This is a genomic window from uncultured Desulfovibrio sp. (genome assembly GCF_944327235.1).
In the GTDB taxonomy this organism is placed as follows: domain Bacteria; phylum Desulfobacterota; class Desulfovibrionia; order Desulfovibrionales; family Desulfovibrionaceae; genus Desulfovibrio.
This window is the reverse complement of the sequence record NZ_CALVHE010000064.1, coordinates 1-14,789: the sequence shown is the minus strand read 5'-3', so window position 1 is coordinate 14,789 and position 14,789 is coordinate 1. Positions and strand designations below refer to the sequence as shown.

The 14,789-nt window shown below is 64.0% G+C and carries 13 protein-coding genes; 5 read left to right on the top strand and 8 right to left on the bottom strand.

What is annotated here, in order from left to right; translation table 11 throughout:
- Positions 1-117 precede the first annotated feature (117 nt).
- Positions 118-513, bottom strand: coding sequence for a PaaI family thioesterase (locus Q0K00_RS08995; protein WP_297228737.1), 396 nt, complete (start codon positions 511-513; stop codon positions 118-120).
- A 112-nt stretch (positions 514-625) separates the two neighbouring features.
- On the bottom strand, positions 626-1,570 hold the full coding sequence (locus Q0K00_RS08990) for a Tim44 domain-containing protein (RefSeq protein ID WP_297228735.1): 945 nt from the start codon (positions 1,568-1,570) through the stop codon (positions 626-628).
- Between the two features lie 675 nt (positions 1,571-2,245).
- On the opposite strand from Q0K00_RS08990, the gene Q0K00_RS08985 reads away from it, so the two are divergent.
- The 4 genes from Q0K00_RS08985 (at position 2,246) to Q0K00_RS08970 (ending at position 4,677) form a co-directional block, all read left to right on the top strand.
- On the top strand, positions 2,246-3,691 hold the full coding sequence (locus Q0K00_RS08985; RefSeq protein ID WP_297228733.1) for a putative sulfate exporter family transporter: 1,446 nt from the start codon (positions 2,246-2,248) through the stop codon (positions 3,689-3,691).
- A 29-nt stretch (positions 3,692-3,720) separates the two neighbouring features.
- Entirely contained in the window at positions 3,721-3,882 is a 162-nt protein-coding gene (locus Q0K00_RS08980) for a bacteriocin-type signal sequence (RefSeq protein WP_297228731.1), read from the top strand.
- A 76-nt stretch (positions 3,883-3,958) separates the two neighbouring features.
- The gene (locus Q0K00_RS08975) at positions 3,959-4,237 is read left to right on the top strand and encodes a hypothetical protein (RefSeq protein WP_297228729.1); all 279 of its coding nucleotides are present in this window, start codon (positions 3,959-3,961) and stop codon (positions 4,235-4,237) included.
- A complete protein-coding gene (locus tag Q0K00_RS08970; protein WP_297228727.1) occupies positions 4,234-4,677 on the top strand; it encodes a DUF523 domain-containing protein in 444 nt (147 codons plus the stop codon). Before Q0K00_RS08975 ends, Q0K00_RS08970 begins: the two co-directional genes overlap by 4 nt.
- A gap of 204 nt (positions 4,678-4,881) precedes the next feature.
- On the opposite strand, the gene Q0K00_RS08965 is transcribed toward Q0K00_RS08970, so the two are convergent.
- The 3 genes from Q0K00_RS08965 to Q0K00_RS08955 all read right to left on the bottom strand — a co-directional run bounded on the left by Q0K00_RS08965 (position 4,882) and on the right by Q0K00_RS08955 (position 8,108).
- Complete coding sequence (locus Q0K00_RS08965; protein WP_297228740.1) at positions 4,882-5,388, bottom strand: HyaD/HybD family hydrogenase maturation endopeptidase; 507 nt, start codon at positions 5,386-5,388, stop codon at positions 4,882-4,884.
- Positions 5,389-5,468: 80 nt separating this feature from the next.
- Positions 5,469-7,145 carry a nickel-dependent hydrogenase large subunit gene (locus tag Q0K00_RS08960; protein ID WP_297228726.1) on the bottom strand — a complete coding sequence of 559 codons (1,677 nt, stop codon included), beginning with the start codon at positions 7,143-7,145 and terminating at the stop codon, positions 5,469-5,471.
- A 15-nt stretch (positions 7,146-7,160) separates the two neighbouring features.
- On the bottom strand, positions 7,161-8,108 hold the full coding sequence (locus Q0K00_RS08955) for a hydrogenase small subunit (protein ID WP_297228724.1): 948 nt from the start codon (positions 8,106-8,108) through the stop codon (positions 7,161-7,163).
- A gap of 410 nt (positions 8,109-8,518) precedes the next feature.
- Here Q0K00_RS08955 and Q0K00_RS08950 point away from each other — a divergent pair, with 410 nt between their 5' ends.
- On the top strand, positions 8,519-9,787 hold the full coding sequence (locus Q0K00_RS08950) for an O-acetylhomoserine aminocarboxypropyltransferase/cysteine synthase family protein (RefSeq protein ID WP_297228722.1): 1,269 nt from the start codon (positions 8,519-8,521) through the stop codon (positions 9,785-9,787).
- A gap of 729 nt (positions 9,788-10,516) precedes the next feature.
- Here the strand turns inward: Q0K00_RS08950 and Q0K00_RS08945 are convergent.
- From Q0K00_RS08945 to Q0K00_RS08935, 3 genes are all read right to left on the bottom strand, one after another.
- Positions 10,517-12,187, bottom strand: coding sequence for an NAD+ synthase (locus Q0K00_RS08945; protein WP_297228720.1), 1,671 nt, complete (start codon positions 12,185-12,187; stop codon positions 10,517-10,519).
- A 103-nt stretch (positions 12,188-12,290) separates the two neighbouring features.
- On the bottom strand, positions 12,291-14,147 hold the full coding sequence (locus tag Q0K00_RS08940) for a UbiD family decarboxylase (protein WP_297228718.1): 1,857 nt from the start codon (positions 14,145-14,147) through the stop codon (positions 12,291-12,293).
- A complete protein-coding gene (locus Q0K00_RS08935; RefSeq protein ID WP_297228717.1) occupies positions 14,144-14,656 on the bottom strand; it encodes an NUDIX hydrolase in 513 nt (170 codons plus the stop codon). Before Q0K00_RS08935 ends, Q0K00_RS08940 begins: the two co-directional genes overlap by 4 nt.
- Positions 14,657-14,789 lie beyond the last annotated feature (133 nt).

Sequence of the window (14,789 nt, the reverse complement as noted above, 5' to 3'; positions counted from 1 at the left end):
TTTGAAGGGGAAAGGGGGTGCGGGGGAAAGGGGGGACTTTTTGCAAAAAGTCCCCCCTTTCCCCCGCGAAAAAGCCCGGCACGTGCCGGGCTTCGGATACTGGAGACGTGGGAGCGGCTACTCCGGGAGAGGGACATCCGTCTGGAAGCCGGTGGCCATGCATCGGGCAATGAGCTGCCCGTCGGCATCGCGCACTTCCACGGTATAGCTCTGGATATGCGCGCCTTTGCGCACGAGGTGCGCCTCGGCCTTGAGAGGGCTGGCAAGCCCCGGGCGCAGGAATTCGATGGTGGAGTTGAGACTGACCACGCCATTGACCTGACCGGCATTGGCCGCCGCTCCGAAGGCCACGTCGGCCAGGGCGAAGATGGCGCCGCCGTGGGCCAGCCCCATGCCGTTCTTGTTGTTTTCCGTGATGGGCATGGTGACGCGGGCATATTCGCGGGTGGCTTCCTCGATGGTCATGCCGAGATGGCGTACGAGCTTGTCGTGCTTGGCTACATAGTTGTTCATGCGTTTCCTCAAAGGGAGAAGTTAGGGAAAGGACGGCGGCTGAGTGTCGCCGTTACCATGAAAAAGGCAGGCCGCCATGGCGGCCTGCCGAGAAGGTGCGGGAAAAGGGGAGCTAGGCGGAGATCTGCTGGATACCGTCCAGCTTCCACATGCCGTTGTTGCTGCGTTCCCGGACGAAGTGCCAGATCTCGCGGGCGTTGGTCGGCGTGGACTGTTGCGGGTCCTCGCGCAGCAGGACGTCGAAGTAGACCTGAGCGCGTTCTTCCGTGCCTTCTTCGTTCACTTCCAGCAGCTGCGCATTGACCAGGATGATCTCCGTACGGCCGGAGGAGGGTTCCTGAGCGAGCTGCTCCCGCAGGGCTTCCATCACGGGAGGAGTGGTGAACTGTGCGATATCGTTGAGATCCCGTTTGTCCCAGGAAGCCTGCAGGCGGGTATAGGCCAGCTTGGCGCCCTCGAGGAATTCGTCGATATCAAAGCCGGGAGGGACCTGGGGGCCGCTGGGCTGAGGGGCCGTCCCGTTGCTCAGAGAGCCCCAGGCCGACTGGGCCGTTCCGTTTTCCGCCGGAGTCTCGGCATACTGGCTGGTGTAGTTGCTCTGGGGGATGGGGGCCTGCATCATGCCGCCATGGGCCCCGGCGGCAGCGGCGGGAGCCGGAGACGGAGCGGTGGAGTTGGCCCGACGGCGGACAAGGAAGCGATAGCCGAGGTAGACCAGCACGCCGAGGAGCAGGATATCCAAGATCCCGCCGCCGGAAAAGCCGCCGCCGGACAGCAGGGAACCGAGGAGCGTACCGGCCAGCAGACCGCCGACGATGCCGCCCATTCCGCCCAGAAATCCGCGGTTGGGCTGACCAACGGCATTCTGGCGCTGCGCCGCATTGGTCTGGGCCTGCCGCTGCATGGTGGCGGGCGGCGCGGCCGGGCTGCGCATGGCGGGACGGCTGCCGAAGGAACGTCCGCCGCCCATGCGGGCGGCTTCCGCCGTGTCGGGCATGACGACGGCACAGGAGGCAAAGAGCAGGAAAAAGGCTGTGACAAGAGCTTTGAAGGACATGGTTGGACTCCCTGAAGTGGGGGTTGAACAACGCACGGGGGCGTCATGTGAAACTGTCATTCTTCCTTATATAGTCATGACGGGCGATCTGGCAAGGGGACGGTATGCGGTCGGATGGCCGTCCCGGGGCACGAGGCGTGCAATTTCGCAAAATAGGCTGAAAATAAAGCCTGTTGAAGAAATTTTTCCAGAGTAACAGAAAGTAACGGCACCTGACGGCCGTCGGAAGCGACGTGCGACCGGCGCGCATCCACCGCAGCGTTCCTGCCGTGCGGGACAGGCGCAGCCGGGCCGGACAGTGCCGCATGCCCCGGAAAGGCGCGTTGAAAGGGGGGAAGGGGAGGCGGCAAGCTCCCCGCACCGGGCAAGAAGGGCCGGGCATCGGCGCAATTTGCCATGCATGCCGCCACATCATCTGTAAATGAATAAATGTATCATATTATGTCTTGACAAGCGCATGGATAGGAGTAGAAGGGAATTAGGTAGTTCAAAGAATCACAATGTCAGCGCGAAAGGCGGAAGGCGGCCGTCCGGCAGGCCGGAAGCGCAGCCGCAAGCCGACCTTGCCGCAAAAAGCAGTAGGGGGTAGCCAGACATTTGGTGTATTGCTGCTGACGCGTGTGGAGTTATCCGCCCTCGGGCGGAGTGGTGTCAATTCAATTGGAGGAGATGGCTATGACAACGAAAGCAACCTTCAATGAAGATAAGGTGGCCCTCTTACTGGGTTCCCTTATCTTCATCCTTGCCCTGGGCAAGTTCGTCGGTCTCGACGTGCTTGGCTGGGCGCTCAAGATGGGCATGTGGGTGGACAGCCCGCTCAAGTGCTGGAGCTCCGCCAGCAAGATCATCCCCGGCGTGGGTGCGCTCTTTGCCACCTTTGCCTTTGTGGCGGCGCTGCTCGGTTTCGGCGTGAAACTGATGAACGGCAACGTGGGCCGCTTCCTCGGTTCCTTCACGGTGATCTTCTTCATCGCCGTGATCTGCTATACCGTGGGTGCCAACGCCTATATCGCGGCCAACCCGACACAGCTTGAAAAGCAGGGCATCGAGTGGGCCCTTGGTCTGAGCACCGAAGCCGGTCTGATCCTCGCCCTCATCGTGGGCCTGCTCATCGGCAACCTGACGCCGGGTTTCGCCAACTGGCTGCGTGACGCCTGCCGTCCCGAACTCTTCGTCAAGATCGCCATCGTGGTGCTCGGCGCCGAACTGGGCGTCAAGGCCGCCGGTGCGTCCGCCTTTGCCGGCCATGTGTTCTTCCGAGGCCTGTGCGCCATCGTGGAAGCCTATCTGCTCTACTGGGCCGTGGTCTACTACGTGGCCCGCAAGTACTTCAAGTTCAACAAGGAATGGGCCGCTCCGCTGGCCTCCGGCATCTCCATCTGCGGCGTGTCCGCCGCCATCGCCACCGGCGGCGCCATCCGCGCCCGGCCTGTGGTGCCGATCATGGTGTCCTCCCTCGTCGTGGTGTTCACCTGCATCGAAATGCTGATCCTGCCCTTCATCGCCCAGCAGTTCCTCTACACCGAGCCCATGGTGGCCGGCGGCTGGATGGGCCTGGCCGTGAAGTCCGACGGCGGCGCCATCGCTTCCGGCGCCATCACCGAAGCCCTGATCCTGAACAAGGTGGCCGGTATGACCGGCGTGCAGTATGAACCCGGCTGGATCGTCATGGTGACGACCACGGTCAAGGTGTTCATCGACATGTTCATCGGCATCTGGGCGCTGGTGCTGGCCTGGATCTGGACGGCCAAGTTCGACAAGACCCGCGGCGAACGCACCATGACCTGGGGCGACGTGTGGGAACGCTTCCCCCGCTTCGTGCTGGGCTATCTGGCGACCTTCCTGATCATGCTGTTCATCTGCCTGCTTGAGCCCAACGGCCCCATCCACGACATCGGCAAGCAGGTTTCCGGCGTGGCCAACTGCTTCCGCGTCATCTTCTTCCTGCTGACCTTCTTCAGCATCGGCGTGGTCTCCAACTTCCACAAGCTGCGTGAGGAAGGCATCGGCCGCCTGGCGGTGGTGTATGTGGTCTGCCTGTTCGGCTTCATCATCTGGGTGGGTCTGTTCATTTCCTTCGCCTTCTTCCACGGAATGCATCCGCCGGTCATCGGCGGCTAGTCATCCCGTCCCATTTAAGGAGAACTCTCATGGAAGATAAAGAAGTCAAGCTGCACGAAGAAATCAAGAATATGGAGTATGAGCCCCTTGATGAGACGGAAATGAAGCTCATCCACTGGAGCTGGGGCCTCGGCGTAGGCCTGCTGGTGGTGCTCTTCCTCATCAGCAAGTTCGTGATGACGGTCCATTAGGCCATACCCGTCACCATCTGACGTAACGAGACCGGGAGGGGATTTCCCTCCCGGTCTTTTGCAAGGAGCGACATCCATGCCCCGCTATCATCTCCGTTTTCTCAAGGGCCCCAATTACACGCTGCGGCTGGCGCAGGAAGCCACGGTCGAGGCCCCCTCCTTTGCCGAGGCCCTTGCCCCGTTCACCAACTGGCCCATCACCGAATCCTACGACCACGCCACGGCCACAGCCTGGAATCCCGGCACCTGCATGTACTATCAGGAGATGTGGGAGGCGGCCCTTCTGCCGGATACGGACGAAAGCGCCGCGCCGGAAGCCAAGAGCGGCACGGCCGACAAGGAAGCCAAAGCATGAAGTATGTGGTCAGCGGTTGTCTTGCCGGGCTGCCCTGTCGCTATGACGGCGGCAGCAAGCCCTGTGAGGCAGTGCGGAAGCTGGTGGAGGAAGGGCGGGCGGTCACGGCCTGCCCCGAGAGCCTGTCCGGCCTGCCGGTGCCGCGGCCGCCGTGCGAGCAGCGGGACGGCCGGGTCATCATGCGGACAGGGGAGGATGTGACCGAGGCGTTTGAACGCGGCGCCGAACGGGCCATGCACATCGTGCGGAAACACGGCTGCACGGCGGCCATTCTCAAGGCGCGTTCGCCTTCCTGCGGTTTCGGGCGTATCTATGACGGCAGTTTTACCGGGGCTACCTGTGAAGGTGAGGGCCTCTGGGCGCGCCGCCTGCGGGAGGCGGGACTTGCCCTCTACAGTGAGGAGGCGCTGCCCCCGGAATTGGCGGGAAACAGGGATTGAACGTCTTCGCAGTATGCCGGAAAACGGCGACACAGCGCCGTCCGGCCCGAAGCAAGCGGCCCCCGCGTTTTTTCCGCGAAACGACAGGGCCGCATGATGTGAAACGCCAAGCGTTTCAACCGAAAAATGCGTATGAGGAGCGGTCTTGCCGGGAAGCGGCAGCCGCTCCTTTGCTGTTTTCTTTGCTGGGGGGCGTGGTGCCGGTCAGGCGTCGCCTTCCGTCGCGGGGCGGGCAACGGCGCGGATGCCACGCCGCTGGAGTTCGTCCACGACCTTGTGGCAGAAGGTGGGCAGCATGGCCTCGGCCTGCGGACTGAGCTGCATGACCATGCTGTGATAGTCAAAGGGCTGGAGGCCGAAGGCCAGCGCTTCGGGGCGATGTCCGGCCAGTTCGCAGGTGGCCAGCGTGTCCAGCAGGTCCGTCTGGTGCATGGAGTCCCGGAAGCTCAGGCTCTTGCGCAGATCGTCGTTTTCCAGCAGATAGACCGTCCCCGGGGCTTCCCCGCCCAGCACCACATCCAGCACCACCAGCAGATCGCAGGACTGGATTTCCGGCATGAGCATGATGCCGCCGGTCTCGCCGGCCAGAAACTGCACATTGTCCGGCCAGTCATAGTGTTCCTCGAGGTAGGCGACGGCACGCACGCCGAAGCCCTCGTCGCACAGCAGCACATTGCCGACACCCATGATGAGGATGCGGGGCGGCGTCATATCCGGGCTGGAGGAAAGCATGGCACTCCCTGAAAAAAGCGGGGGCCGAAGCCCCCGCCGTATCGTGTCGTGTTGCGGGATTACAGGACCTTGAACTTGTGCACTTCGTTGCTTTCGCCGTCGATGACGTGGACGGCGCAGGCGATGCACGGGTCAAAGGAGTGGATGGTGCGCAGGATTTCCACCGGACGCTTGGGATCGGCCACAGGCGTGTCGATAAGGGCCTGTTCGGCGGCGCCCATGACGTTATCGGCGTCGCGGGGGCCGAGGTTCCAGGTGGTGGGCACCACAAGCTGGAAATTGCCGATCTTGCCGTTCTCGATGCGCAGCCAGTGCGAGAGGCCGCCGCGGGGCGCGTTGACGAAGCCCACACCACGCGCTTCCTTGGGAATCTCGAGGTCTTCCACGATCTGCTGATCCCTGACGATGTTCTCCTGATAGACCTTCAGCCAGGCGTCGATCTGCTTGGCGATGGCCAGGGTCTCGATGCCGCGGGCGGCCGTGCGGCCCAGGGTGGAGAACAGCGCATCGGGTTTCACGTTCAGCGCCTTGAGCACATGGTCCACAAGGGGCTTGATGGCTTCATGGCCCTGAGCGTAGCTCACGAGCACCTGCGCCAGCGGGCCGGTTTCCACGGCGGTCCCGTTGTAGCGCGGGGCCTTGAGCCAGGAATAGCGGTCGGTATCGCCCATCTTGGTGAACTGGGGATCGGTCACGCCGTCATAGGGGTGCAGGGCCTTGTCTCCCTTGAACCAGCTGTGGCGCACATGCTCGGCGATCTTTTCCGGTTCGAACTTCTTGATGTCCGCCAGATTGCGCTTGTAGATGACGCCGGGTTTGAGCCAGCGGCTGTCAAGCTGGCGCTCGCCGCCGGGGGCCGGGAACTCGCCGAAGGTCATGAAGTTCTGGGTGCCGCCGAATTTCGCCCAGTCCTTGTACTTTCTGGCCACCATGAGCAGGTCGGGGATGTAGACCTGTTCCACGAAATTGCGGGTTTCCTTGTACAGCTCGGTGAATTCCTTGATGCGCGCGGCCGTCAGGGACTCGTAACAGGTCACGCCGCCGGCCACGAGGAACTGCGGATGCGGGTTCTTGGCCCCGAAGGCCGCCATGGCCCGGGCCGTCTTGACCTGCACGCGCAGGGCCTCCAGATAGTGGGCCGTGGCCACAAGGTTTTCCTCCGGCTCGAGGTAGTAGGCCTCATGTCCGCCGAGGAAGTAGGCGTTGGTGAAGGGGCCGAGCTGGCCGGAGGCCACAAAGGCTTTCAGCTTGTCCTGCACGGCCTTGAAGTCCTCGGCTTTGGCCGGACGGGGCGAGATGGAGGTGGCCAGCTGGGCCGCCTTGACCGGATCGGCCTGCAGGGCGCTGGTCACGTCCACGAAGTCGAGGGCGTGCAGGTGATAGAAGTGCACGAGATGGTCGTGCAGGAACTGCGCGCCCAGCACGAGGTTGCGGATGTAGGTGGCGTTGGCCGGGATGTTGACCTTGATGGCGTCTTCCAGCGCACGGGTGGAGCAGAGGGCGTGGGTATAGGTGCACACGCCGCAGGTACGCTGGGTGATGTGCTGGGCATCGCGCGGGTCACGGCCTTTCAGGATGTTTTCCAGACCGCGATACAGGGTGCCGCAGCTGCGGGCGTCCTTGATTTTGCCGTTTTCCACTTCCACTTCGATGCGGAGGTGCCCCTCGATACGGGTCAGGGGGTCCACCACAACAGGGCCGGAATAGCTGCTCTGGGGGGTCTTTTTCTCGCTCATGTGGTTTCTCCCTGGCTAGTTCTGATAGAAGGGGGTCAGTTCGTCCCAGAAATTGGGTTCGCTGCAGCCGATGCAGGGGTGACCGGCGCGCACGGGCCAGTTGGTGTCGTTGAACAGGGCCTTGGGGCAGTTGTTGAAGGTGCTCGGCCCCTTGCAGCCCAGTTCATAGAGGCACCAGCCGTCGCGCGCTTCCTTGGAATTGAAGGAGGGCGCGAATTCTCCGGCCTCGAAATGCGGCAGGCGTTCGCACTGGTCATGCACGGACTGACCGAAGAACATGGTGGGACGGCCCTTGTCGTCCAGCTCGATCTCCTTGCCCTGCAGGAAGGCCACGATGGTGCCCACAAGGTTGAGAGGGTTGGGCGGACAGCCGGGGATGTTGATGGCCTTGATGCCCAGATCGGCATAGCAGTCGTTGACGCCCTTGGCCTGGGTCGGATTGGGCGCGGCGGCCTGGATGCCGCCGTAAGCGGCGCAGGTGCCCATGGTGATGACGGCTTTGGCCTTGGGCAGGATGCGTTTGCCGATGTCGTACATGGTGTGACCGGCCACATAGCCGAAGTTGCCCATGTCGGCGGTGGGCACCGCGCCTTCCACGATGCAGATGAAGCCGTCCGGGCCTTCCACGGCCTTGTTCAGGGCATCTTCCGCGGCTTCGCCGGCGGCGGCCATGATGGTCTCATGGTAATCCAGCGAAATGGTGTCCAGGATCAGGGAATCAAGGAAGGGCTTGTAGGTGCGCAGCAGGGCTTCGGAACAGCCCGTGCATTCGGCAAAATGCAGATAGACCACGGAAGGACGTTTGCCCGTCAGGGCGGCGGCCACCTGCGGCGCAAAGGCCGGGCCCATGCCCATGGTGACGGCCACGGCCGTACAGAATTTCATGAAATCGCGGCGGCTGACGCCGGCGCTGTCAAGGCGCTGTTCCGCATCTTTTTTGCCCAGTCCCACGGCAATACGCATAAGAGCCTCCTGGCAAGAGTGTGTGAACTCGAGAACGCATTCCATACTCCGGCCTCAGGTCGAAGCATGAGGATCATTCGCCAAAAACGCGGTTCCTGGCTCATTCGCGGCGCAGCCCGCGCCGCGCCGGTCGAGTCATTCCACAGGGAGCATGAAATGACTCCCAGGCAGGATGGATAACGGGCACGGCGGACCGCCCCCGCCCCGCCTGCGGCCGTGCCACGCTATGGCGGACCGCGGACGGACATGTCTGGATAGGTCCACACTAGCCTGTTGGAAAGGGCAGGTCAATAGGGCCGTGTTTTTTGGGCATGATGTGAAAAAGGGAGCACAGGCGCACGGTTGCCATGCGGCACGGCCTGACGTAAGGTAGCTGCCGACATTCCAGCATGTTCAGCGAGGTTTTTTGCATGAAAGAAGAGTCCCTCTGCCTCTATGCCGGGTATACGCCAGGCAATGGCGAACCGCGCGTTTTGCCCATCACCCAGAGCACTACCTTCACCTACGCTTCCACAGCGGAAGTAAGCAAGCTCTTCGACCTTGAGGCCGAAGGCTTTTTCTATACCCGCCTCGGCAATCCCACTGTGGACGCGGTGGAAAAAAAGATCGCCGCCCTTGAAGGCGGCGTGGGCGCGCTGTGCACGTCGTCGGGGCAGGCGGCCAATATGCTGGCCGTGCTCAATCTGGCCCGCAGCGGCGATCACATCGTCAGCACGGGCAGCATCTACGGCGGCACGTTCAATCTCTTTGCCGTGACGCTCAAGCGCATGGGCATCGAGGTGACCTTTGTGGACCAGCACGCTTCCGATGCGGAGATCGCCGTGGCCATCCGCCCGGAGACCAAGGCCGTCTTCGGGGAGACCCTGTCCAATCCCTCCATGGACGTGCTGGACATCGAACGTCTGGCCCGCATCGCCCACGAACACGGGCTGCCCCTCATCGTGGACAATACCTTTGCCACGCCGGTGCTCTGCCGTCCGCTGGACTTCGGCGCGGACATCGTGACCCATTCCACCACCAAGTACATGGACGGCCATGCCGTACAGATGGGCGGCGTCATCGTGGACGGCGGCCGCTTCGACTGGACGGCTAGCCCGCGCTTCCCGGAATTCGTGGAGCCGGACGCCTCCTATCACGGGCTCGTCTACACGCAGGCTTTCGGCAAGGCGGCCTATATCGTCAAGGCGCGGGTGCAGCTCATGCGGGACATGGGCATGTGCCAGACGCCGCAGGGCGCTTTCTACATCAATCTGGGACTGGAGACCCTACCCATGCGCATGGAAAAGCATTGCGCCAATGCCCTGCGGCTGGCCCAGTGGCTGAGCGGGCAGGAAAAGGTGGGCGAGGTGCTCTATCCCGGACTGGCCTCCAGCCCTTGTCATGCGCTGGCCCAAAAGTATCTGCCCAAGGGGTGCAGCGGCGTGGTCTCCTTCACCCTCAAGGGCGGACGCGAGGCCGGGGCCCGCTTCATCGACGCCCTGAACATGATCTCTCTTCAGGTGCATGTGGCCGACATCCGTACCTGCGTCCTCCATCCGGCCAGCTCCACCCATCGTCAGCTCAGCGACGAGCAACTGGTGGAAGCGGGCATCACGCCCGGCATGGTGCGCCTCTCCGTAGGTGTGGAGCATCCCGACGATCTGCTTGCCGATCTGCGGCAGGCGCTGGACCGGGCCTGAGGCTCCCGCCCGCCACGTCCCCCGTGTCGTGGCGGTGGCCCTGATCGCCCGTAACGCCCTTTGCGGGCAACAGACACCGTTTCATGGACCGTCTTTCGGCCGCGACTTGCGGCAAAAGGCGGTCCTTTCCTGTTCCTTTCCCCAGCGCACTTTAGAGCGGATCCGCATTGAAATCGTGTCCAATTTCAATGCTGACGCTGCCCTCACACTACGGAAAAATCGTGGTTCTTCCGTGTGTTCGGTTGCGGGTAGTCGCTCTCGCGACTACCAGAGCAATCCACATTTTCAATGTGGAATTGCTCTAACCGAGGGAGAGTCTGGGACACGACGGCCCGCCCCCAAGGACAAGCGGAGCGTATACGGCTTATTTGTCTTATCTATCGAAATTATTTATAAAATCATATTGACAGCCTTTAAGGCATTTTCAGCTTGAAACGCTTCGCGTTCCAAACCATACGGCCTGACGTTTCGCGGAAAAAACGCGGTCATCCCGCTCGCTTTCGGTCGGGCGTCGTTTGCTGGTTCGCGGTTCGCCTTTTGCGATGGCGGTACGCTCTGTCCGCATGGCGGCGTTACCGGGGGACCAGCGGGCAGGGGACGACCGGGGGGAACGCTCTCCCTGCCATCCTCCCTGACAAGAGTTTTTGAAGGGGAAAGGGGGTGCGGGGGAAAGGGGGGACTTTTTGCAAAAAGTCCCCCCTTTCCCCTGCCAGAAAACATCCAGCCTCGCTAGCCGCCCTTGGGCATACGGTAGCGCCCGGCCATGGGGACGGACCAGCCCGGCCCGAAGGGCACGCGGCTGACGAAGAGGGCGGGCGGGGACTGCCGCCGCTTGAATTCGGAGGTGAAGAGTCGCCGCCGGACCTCGCGGGAAAGTTCGCCGTCGCCGTCGGGGTGACCGTCCTTTTCGCCAAGGGCGGAGCTGGCGAGCAGGCCTTCCAGCACGGGATCGAGCTGGTCGTAGGGGGGGAGGCTGTCCTCGTCCTTTTGTCCGGGGCGCAGCTCGGCCGAGGGGGCCTTGTCGAAAATGGCCGTGGGGATGATCTCCTGTCCGCGGGAGGCATTGTACCAGCGTCCCACGGCGTAGACCTCGGTCTTGGTCAGATCCCCGATGACGGCCAGCGCGCCCACGGCGTCCCCGTAAAGGGTGCAATAGCCCATGCCGCCTTCGCTCTTGTTGCCGGTATTGAGGATGAGCGCCCGCGCACGGTTGGCCATGGCGGCCAGCAGACTGCCGCGGATGCGGGCCTGTATGTTCTCAAAGGTCAGCTCACCTTCGTAGGGGGGGAAGCATTCCAGCCCCGGCGCGAGGCTTTGCCGGTAACAGTCCATGAGCGGCTCGATGGGCAGGGTGACGGTCTTGACGCCGAGATTGGCGGCCAGGGCCAGACTGTCGTCCACGGAGCCCTTGCTGCTGTAGGGCGAGGGCATGAGCACGCCAAAGACGTTTTCCGGGCCGAGGGCTTCGGCGGCCACGCTGCAGACGAGGGCGGAGTCCATGCCGCCGGACAGCCCCACGATGACGCGCTCACCGCCGCATTTGCGGACGAAGTCGCGCACGCCGAGGGTCAGCGCCCGCCAGACGGCTTCCTCGATGCAGGAAGGCAGAGGCTCGATGACGTTGTTTTCGGGAGCGGCGGCGTCCACCACCAGCACGTCTTCGGCAAAGGCCTTGCCGCGTGCAAGGAGCTGGCCCGTGGGATCAAAGGCCAGGCTCTGCCCGCTGAAAATGCGGTTGTCGTAACCGCCGGCAAGGTTGACGGAAAAGAGGTGGATATGATGGCGGGCCGCCACATGGGAGAGCAGACGCTCGGCCATGCCCTGAGAGCCGATGCTGAAGGGGGCCGCCGCCAGATGCACGATGGCGTCCACGCCCCGCTGGATCAGCTCCATGAGCGGACTGTGCCCGCTGGCGTACTGGATCTTCCAGAATGCGCCGTCTTCGGTGGAGGAGTCCTCGCAGAGGACGACGCCCACGCGCCAGCCGCCCACGGAGATGAGGCCGCAGGTCACGCCCCGGTCGAAATAGCGGGATTCCACATCCTGGCCGCTGCTCTGGTAGACCTTGCGGGAAACGGGCTGCCACTGTCCCTTGTGCACCAGCACGCCCGCGTTGGACAACAGTTTCTCATCGTAGGAACTGGCCACGGGCGCGCCCACCAGCAGCGGCGGGCCGTCCCGCAGGGCCTCGGCCAGACGGTCCAGCCCGGCCCGGCAGCCCTGAGCGAAATCGTCGGCGCGCAGGAAGCTGCCCGGCCCGGCCCCGCACAGGGCCAGTTCCGGCGTCACGCAGAGGTCGGCGCCGCGAGCGGCGGCATCGCAGGCGGCGGCCACAATGCGCTCCACATTGCCGGCCACGTCGCCGGTAACCACATTACATTGCAGCATGGCGATCTTCATGGAAACTATCCTTGGTCATCCTTGTTGAGCAGAGGAACTGCCGGGCGCCGCGTCCGCGTCGGCACGTTCCGGTTGGGAAAAATGGCGTTGCCGTCCTGCCGCATCACCCCAGCAGACCATGCAGCGGGCCACCCGGTCCGGCCAACGCTTCCACCCGGCGGATGGTCTGCGGGTCCTCTTCCAGCGGCGGGGCGTGGAAGGGCTTGCGGCGGGCGTCCAGCACAAGGGGGGCCTCGCAGCCCCAGTGACGGGCATGGGTGCGTCCGTGGACGCCGTAAACGTCCGTTGCCGGGTCGGAACGGGTAAAGGTCGTCCACAACCAGTTGGACGACGAGGCCGCGCAAAAGGCCGCATCGTCGCATACGGTGACGAGCGGGAAAGCCTCGCGTCGCGACCAGTGGGCCAGCGCCTCGGCAAGCGCTTCCATGCGCGGATCCGGTTCATTGCGGCCGAGGTCGTGACGCGGGCCGCGCAGGACCAGCAGACCGGGCCCGGCACAACGTACGTCACCGAAACCTTCCGGCAGGTCGGGCAGATCGCCCAGATCGTCCGGGCCGTTGCCCAGTCGCCGTACCGGCTCGCCCGCCGTCGCCCAGATGAGACGGGAACCCTCGTTGAGACCGAGGCCTGTGTAGTCCAGCGTATCCGTGGTCGTGCGGGTGAGGAAATGCAGGTCCCGGTCGAAATGCGTGCGTTCCAGCAGATGCCGCAAAAAGCTCATGGGATCACGCGCCGAAAGGCCGGGCGCGTCCTCGTGCGCGGCCAGCAGCACATACTTGGCCAGTGCGGTCTGGGTGGTGCCCAACAGATGCATGGCCGCGGTGAGCAGTTCGCGCGGGCGACGCTGCGCTTCATAAGGGGTATAGCGTTCGCTGCCCACGGCCAGCAGGAGCGGATGCACCCCGGCCGCATCCACGGCGTGCACCTCGCGGATGCCCTCGAAGACCTGCGGCACCAGCGCGCCGGTGAGCTCGTGGATGAAGTCCCCGAACACGGTATCTTCCTGCGGGGGACGACCTACCACCGTGAACGGCCAGATGGCGTCCGGCCGGTGATGGACGGCCGTCACCCGGAGCACGGGGAAGTCATGTCGCAGACTGTAATAGCCGACGTGGTCGCCGAAGGGCCCTTCGGGCTTGCAGTGCGGGAGGATATAACCGCTGAGGCAGAAATCCGCCTCGGCCAGCACAGGCAGCGGCAGACCGGGGTCACGGACCATGTCCACGCGGCGACCGCCCAGCAGCCCGGCGAAACGCAGTTCGGAAAGACCCTCCGGCAAAGGCATGACCGCCGCCACGGTGAGCGCGGGCGGGCCGCCCACGAAGACATGGACCGGCAGGGGGCGGCCCTTTTCCAGCGCGGCCGCATGATGGACGCCGATGCCGCGATGGATCTGGTAATGCAGGCCCACCTCGTCTTCGGCGTAGTCGTTGCCGCCGAGCTGGACGCGGTACATGCCGAGATTGGAGGCGTCGGGACCGGGCTGGGCGGGATCTTCCGAATAGACCAGCGGCAGGGTGATGAAGGGGCCGCCGTCCTGCGGCCAGCTGACCAGCCGGGGCAGGTCGGCCACCCGGCAGGCATGGGACAGGACCGGCGCCGGGCCGTTGCGGCGCAGCCTGGGCAGCATGTGCCGCAGGCCGGGGAGCAGACGCAGCGAGCGCAGCGGATGCCGCAAGGCTCCCGCGGGATCGGCCTTGGCGGCAAGCACGCCTTCCACGGCGCGCAGGCTGTGCCGGAAGAGGAAATGCAGACGTTCGCGGGTGCCGAAGAGATTGCCCAGCAGGGGGAAACGCGATCCCTTGACTCGCGTGAAGAGCAGAGCGGGCGCTTTGGCGGCAAAGGCCCGGCGCTGGATGGCGGCCAGTTCCAGATGGGGATCGATCTCCACGTCGATGCGGACAAGATGCCCCGCCCGTTCCAGATCGGCCACGCAGGCCGCCAGATTGCGGTAGCTCATGCCTCTTCCCCGCTGTCGGGCGCATGGGGCGCATCGGGCTGGATGGGGGCAAGGGCGCGGCGTCCGGCAAGCACCTCCCGAAAATGGGCAAGGATGATGCCGTGGTCGAAGCAGAGCGGCGCGGGCAGGGCGTCCAGCGGATACCAGGCGGCGCGGGCAGCGTCATCCCCGGCGCAAAGCCGCTCGGGATGCGCGGTACGCCCGACGAAGACCGTGCTCATGGTGTGGCGGCGGGGATCGCGCCAGGGCGCGGAGTAGACGCCCAGCAGGCCGGTCAACTCCACATCGAGGCTGGTCTCTTCCTTCATCTCCCGGCGGGCGGCGGCCTCGGCCTGTTCGCCGTCGTCGATGAAGCCGCCCGGCAGGGCATAGCCCAGCGGCGCGTGACCGCGTTCGATGATGACCACGCCGCGCTGCGGATCATGGATGATCACATCCACTGTGGGCGCGGGATTGGCATAGATCTCATACGTCTGATGACACAGGGGGCAGGTGACCGTCTTTTTCATGCTGACCTCCTGACCAGGGATGGTACGTCAGGCCGCGACGGCCCGCAAGGGCTAGGTGTTGTGTTCCGATAGGTTGTTCACCCTTTCCTCATTCGATAAGTTGGAAGTTAGCAGACAAACCAACAAGCGAGCG

Excerpts from the sequence above, each read along its gene's own strand:
- Q0K00_RS08995 (WP_297228737.1), bottom strand. The coding sequence starts at position 513 with ATGAACAACTATGTAGCCAAGCACGACAAGCTCGTACGCCATCTCGGC.
- Q0K00_RS08990 (WP_297228735.1), bottom strand. The coding sequence starts at position 1,570 with ATGTCCTTCAAAGCTCTTGTCACAGCCTTTTTCCTGCTCTTTGCCTCC.
- Q0K00_RS08985 (WP_297228733.1), top strand. The coding sequence starts at position 2,246 with ATGACAACGAAAGCAACCTTCAATGAAGATAAGGTGGCCCTCTTACTG.
- Q0K00_RS08980 (WP_297228731.1), top strand. The coding sequence starts at position 3,721 with ATGGAAGATAAAGAAGTCAAGCTGCACGAAGAAATCAAGAATATGGAG.
- Q0K00_RS08975 (WP_297228729.1), top strand. The coding sequence starts at position 3,959 with ATGCCCCGCTATCATCTCCGTTTTCTCAAGGGCCCCAATTACACGCTG.
- Q0K00_RS08970 (WP_297228727.1), top strand. The coding sequence starts at position 4,234 with ATGAAGTATGTGGTCAGCGGTTGTCTTGCCGGGCTGCCCTGTCGCTAT.
- Q0K00_RS08965 (WP_297228740.1), bottom strand. The coding sequence starts at position 5,388 with ATGACGCCGCCCCGCATCCTCATCATGGGTGTCGGCAATGTGCTGCTG.
- Q0K00_RS08960 (WP_297228726.1), bottom strand. The coding sequence starts at position 7,145 with ATGAGCGAGAAAAAGACCCCCCAGAGCAGCTATTCCGGCCCTGTTGTG.
- Q0K00_RS08955 (WP_297228724.1), bottom strand. The coding sequence starts at position 8,108 with ATGCGTATTGCCGTGGGACTGGGCAAAAAAGATGCGGAACAGCGCCTT.
- Q0K00_RS08950 (WP_297228722.1), top strand. The coding sequence starts at position 8,519 with ATGAAAGAAGAGTCCCTCTGCCTCTATGCCGGGTATACGCCAGGCAAT.
- Q0K00_RS08945 (WP_297228720.1), bottom strand. The coding sequence starts at position 12,187 with ATGAAGATCGCCATGCTGCAATGTAATGTGGTTACCGGCGACGTGGCC.
- Q0K00_RS08940 (WP_297228718.1), bottom strand. The coding sequence starts at position 14,147 with ATGAGCTACCGCAATCTGGCGGCCTGCGTGGCCGATCTGGAACGGGCG.
- Q0K00_RS08935 (WP_297228717.1), bottom strand. The coding sequence starts at position 14,656 with ATGAAAAAGACGGTCACCTGCCCCCTGTGTCATCAGACGTATGAGATC.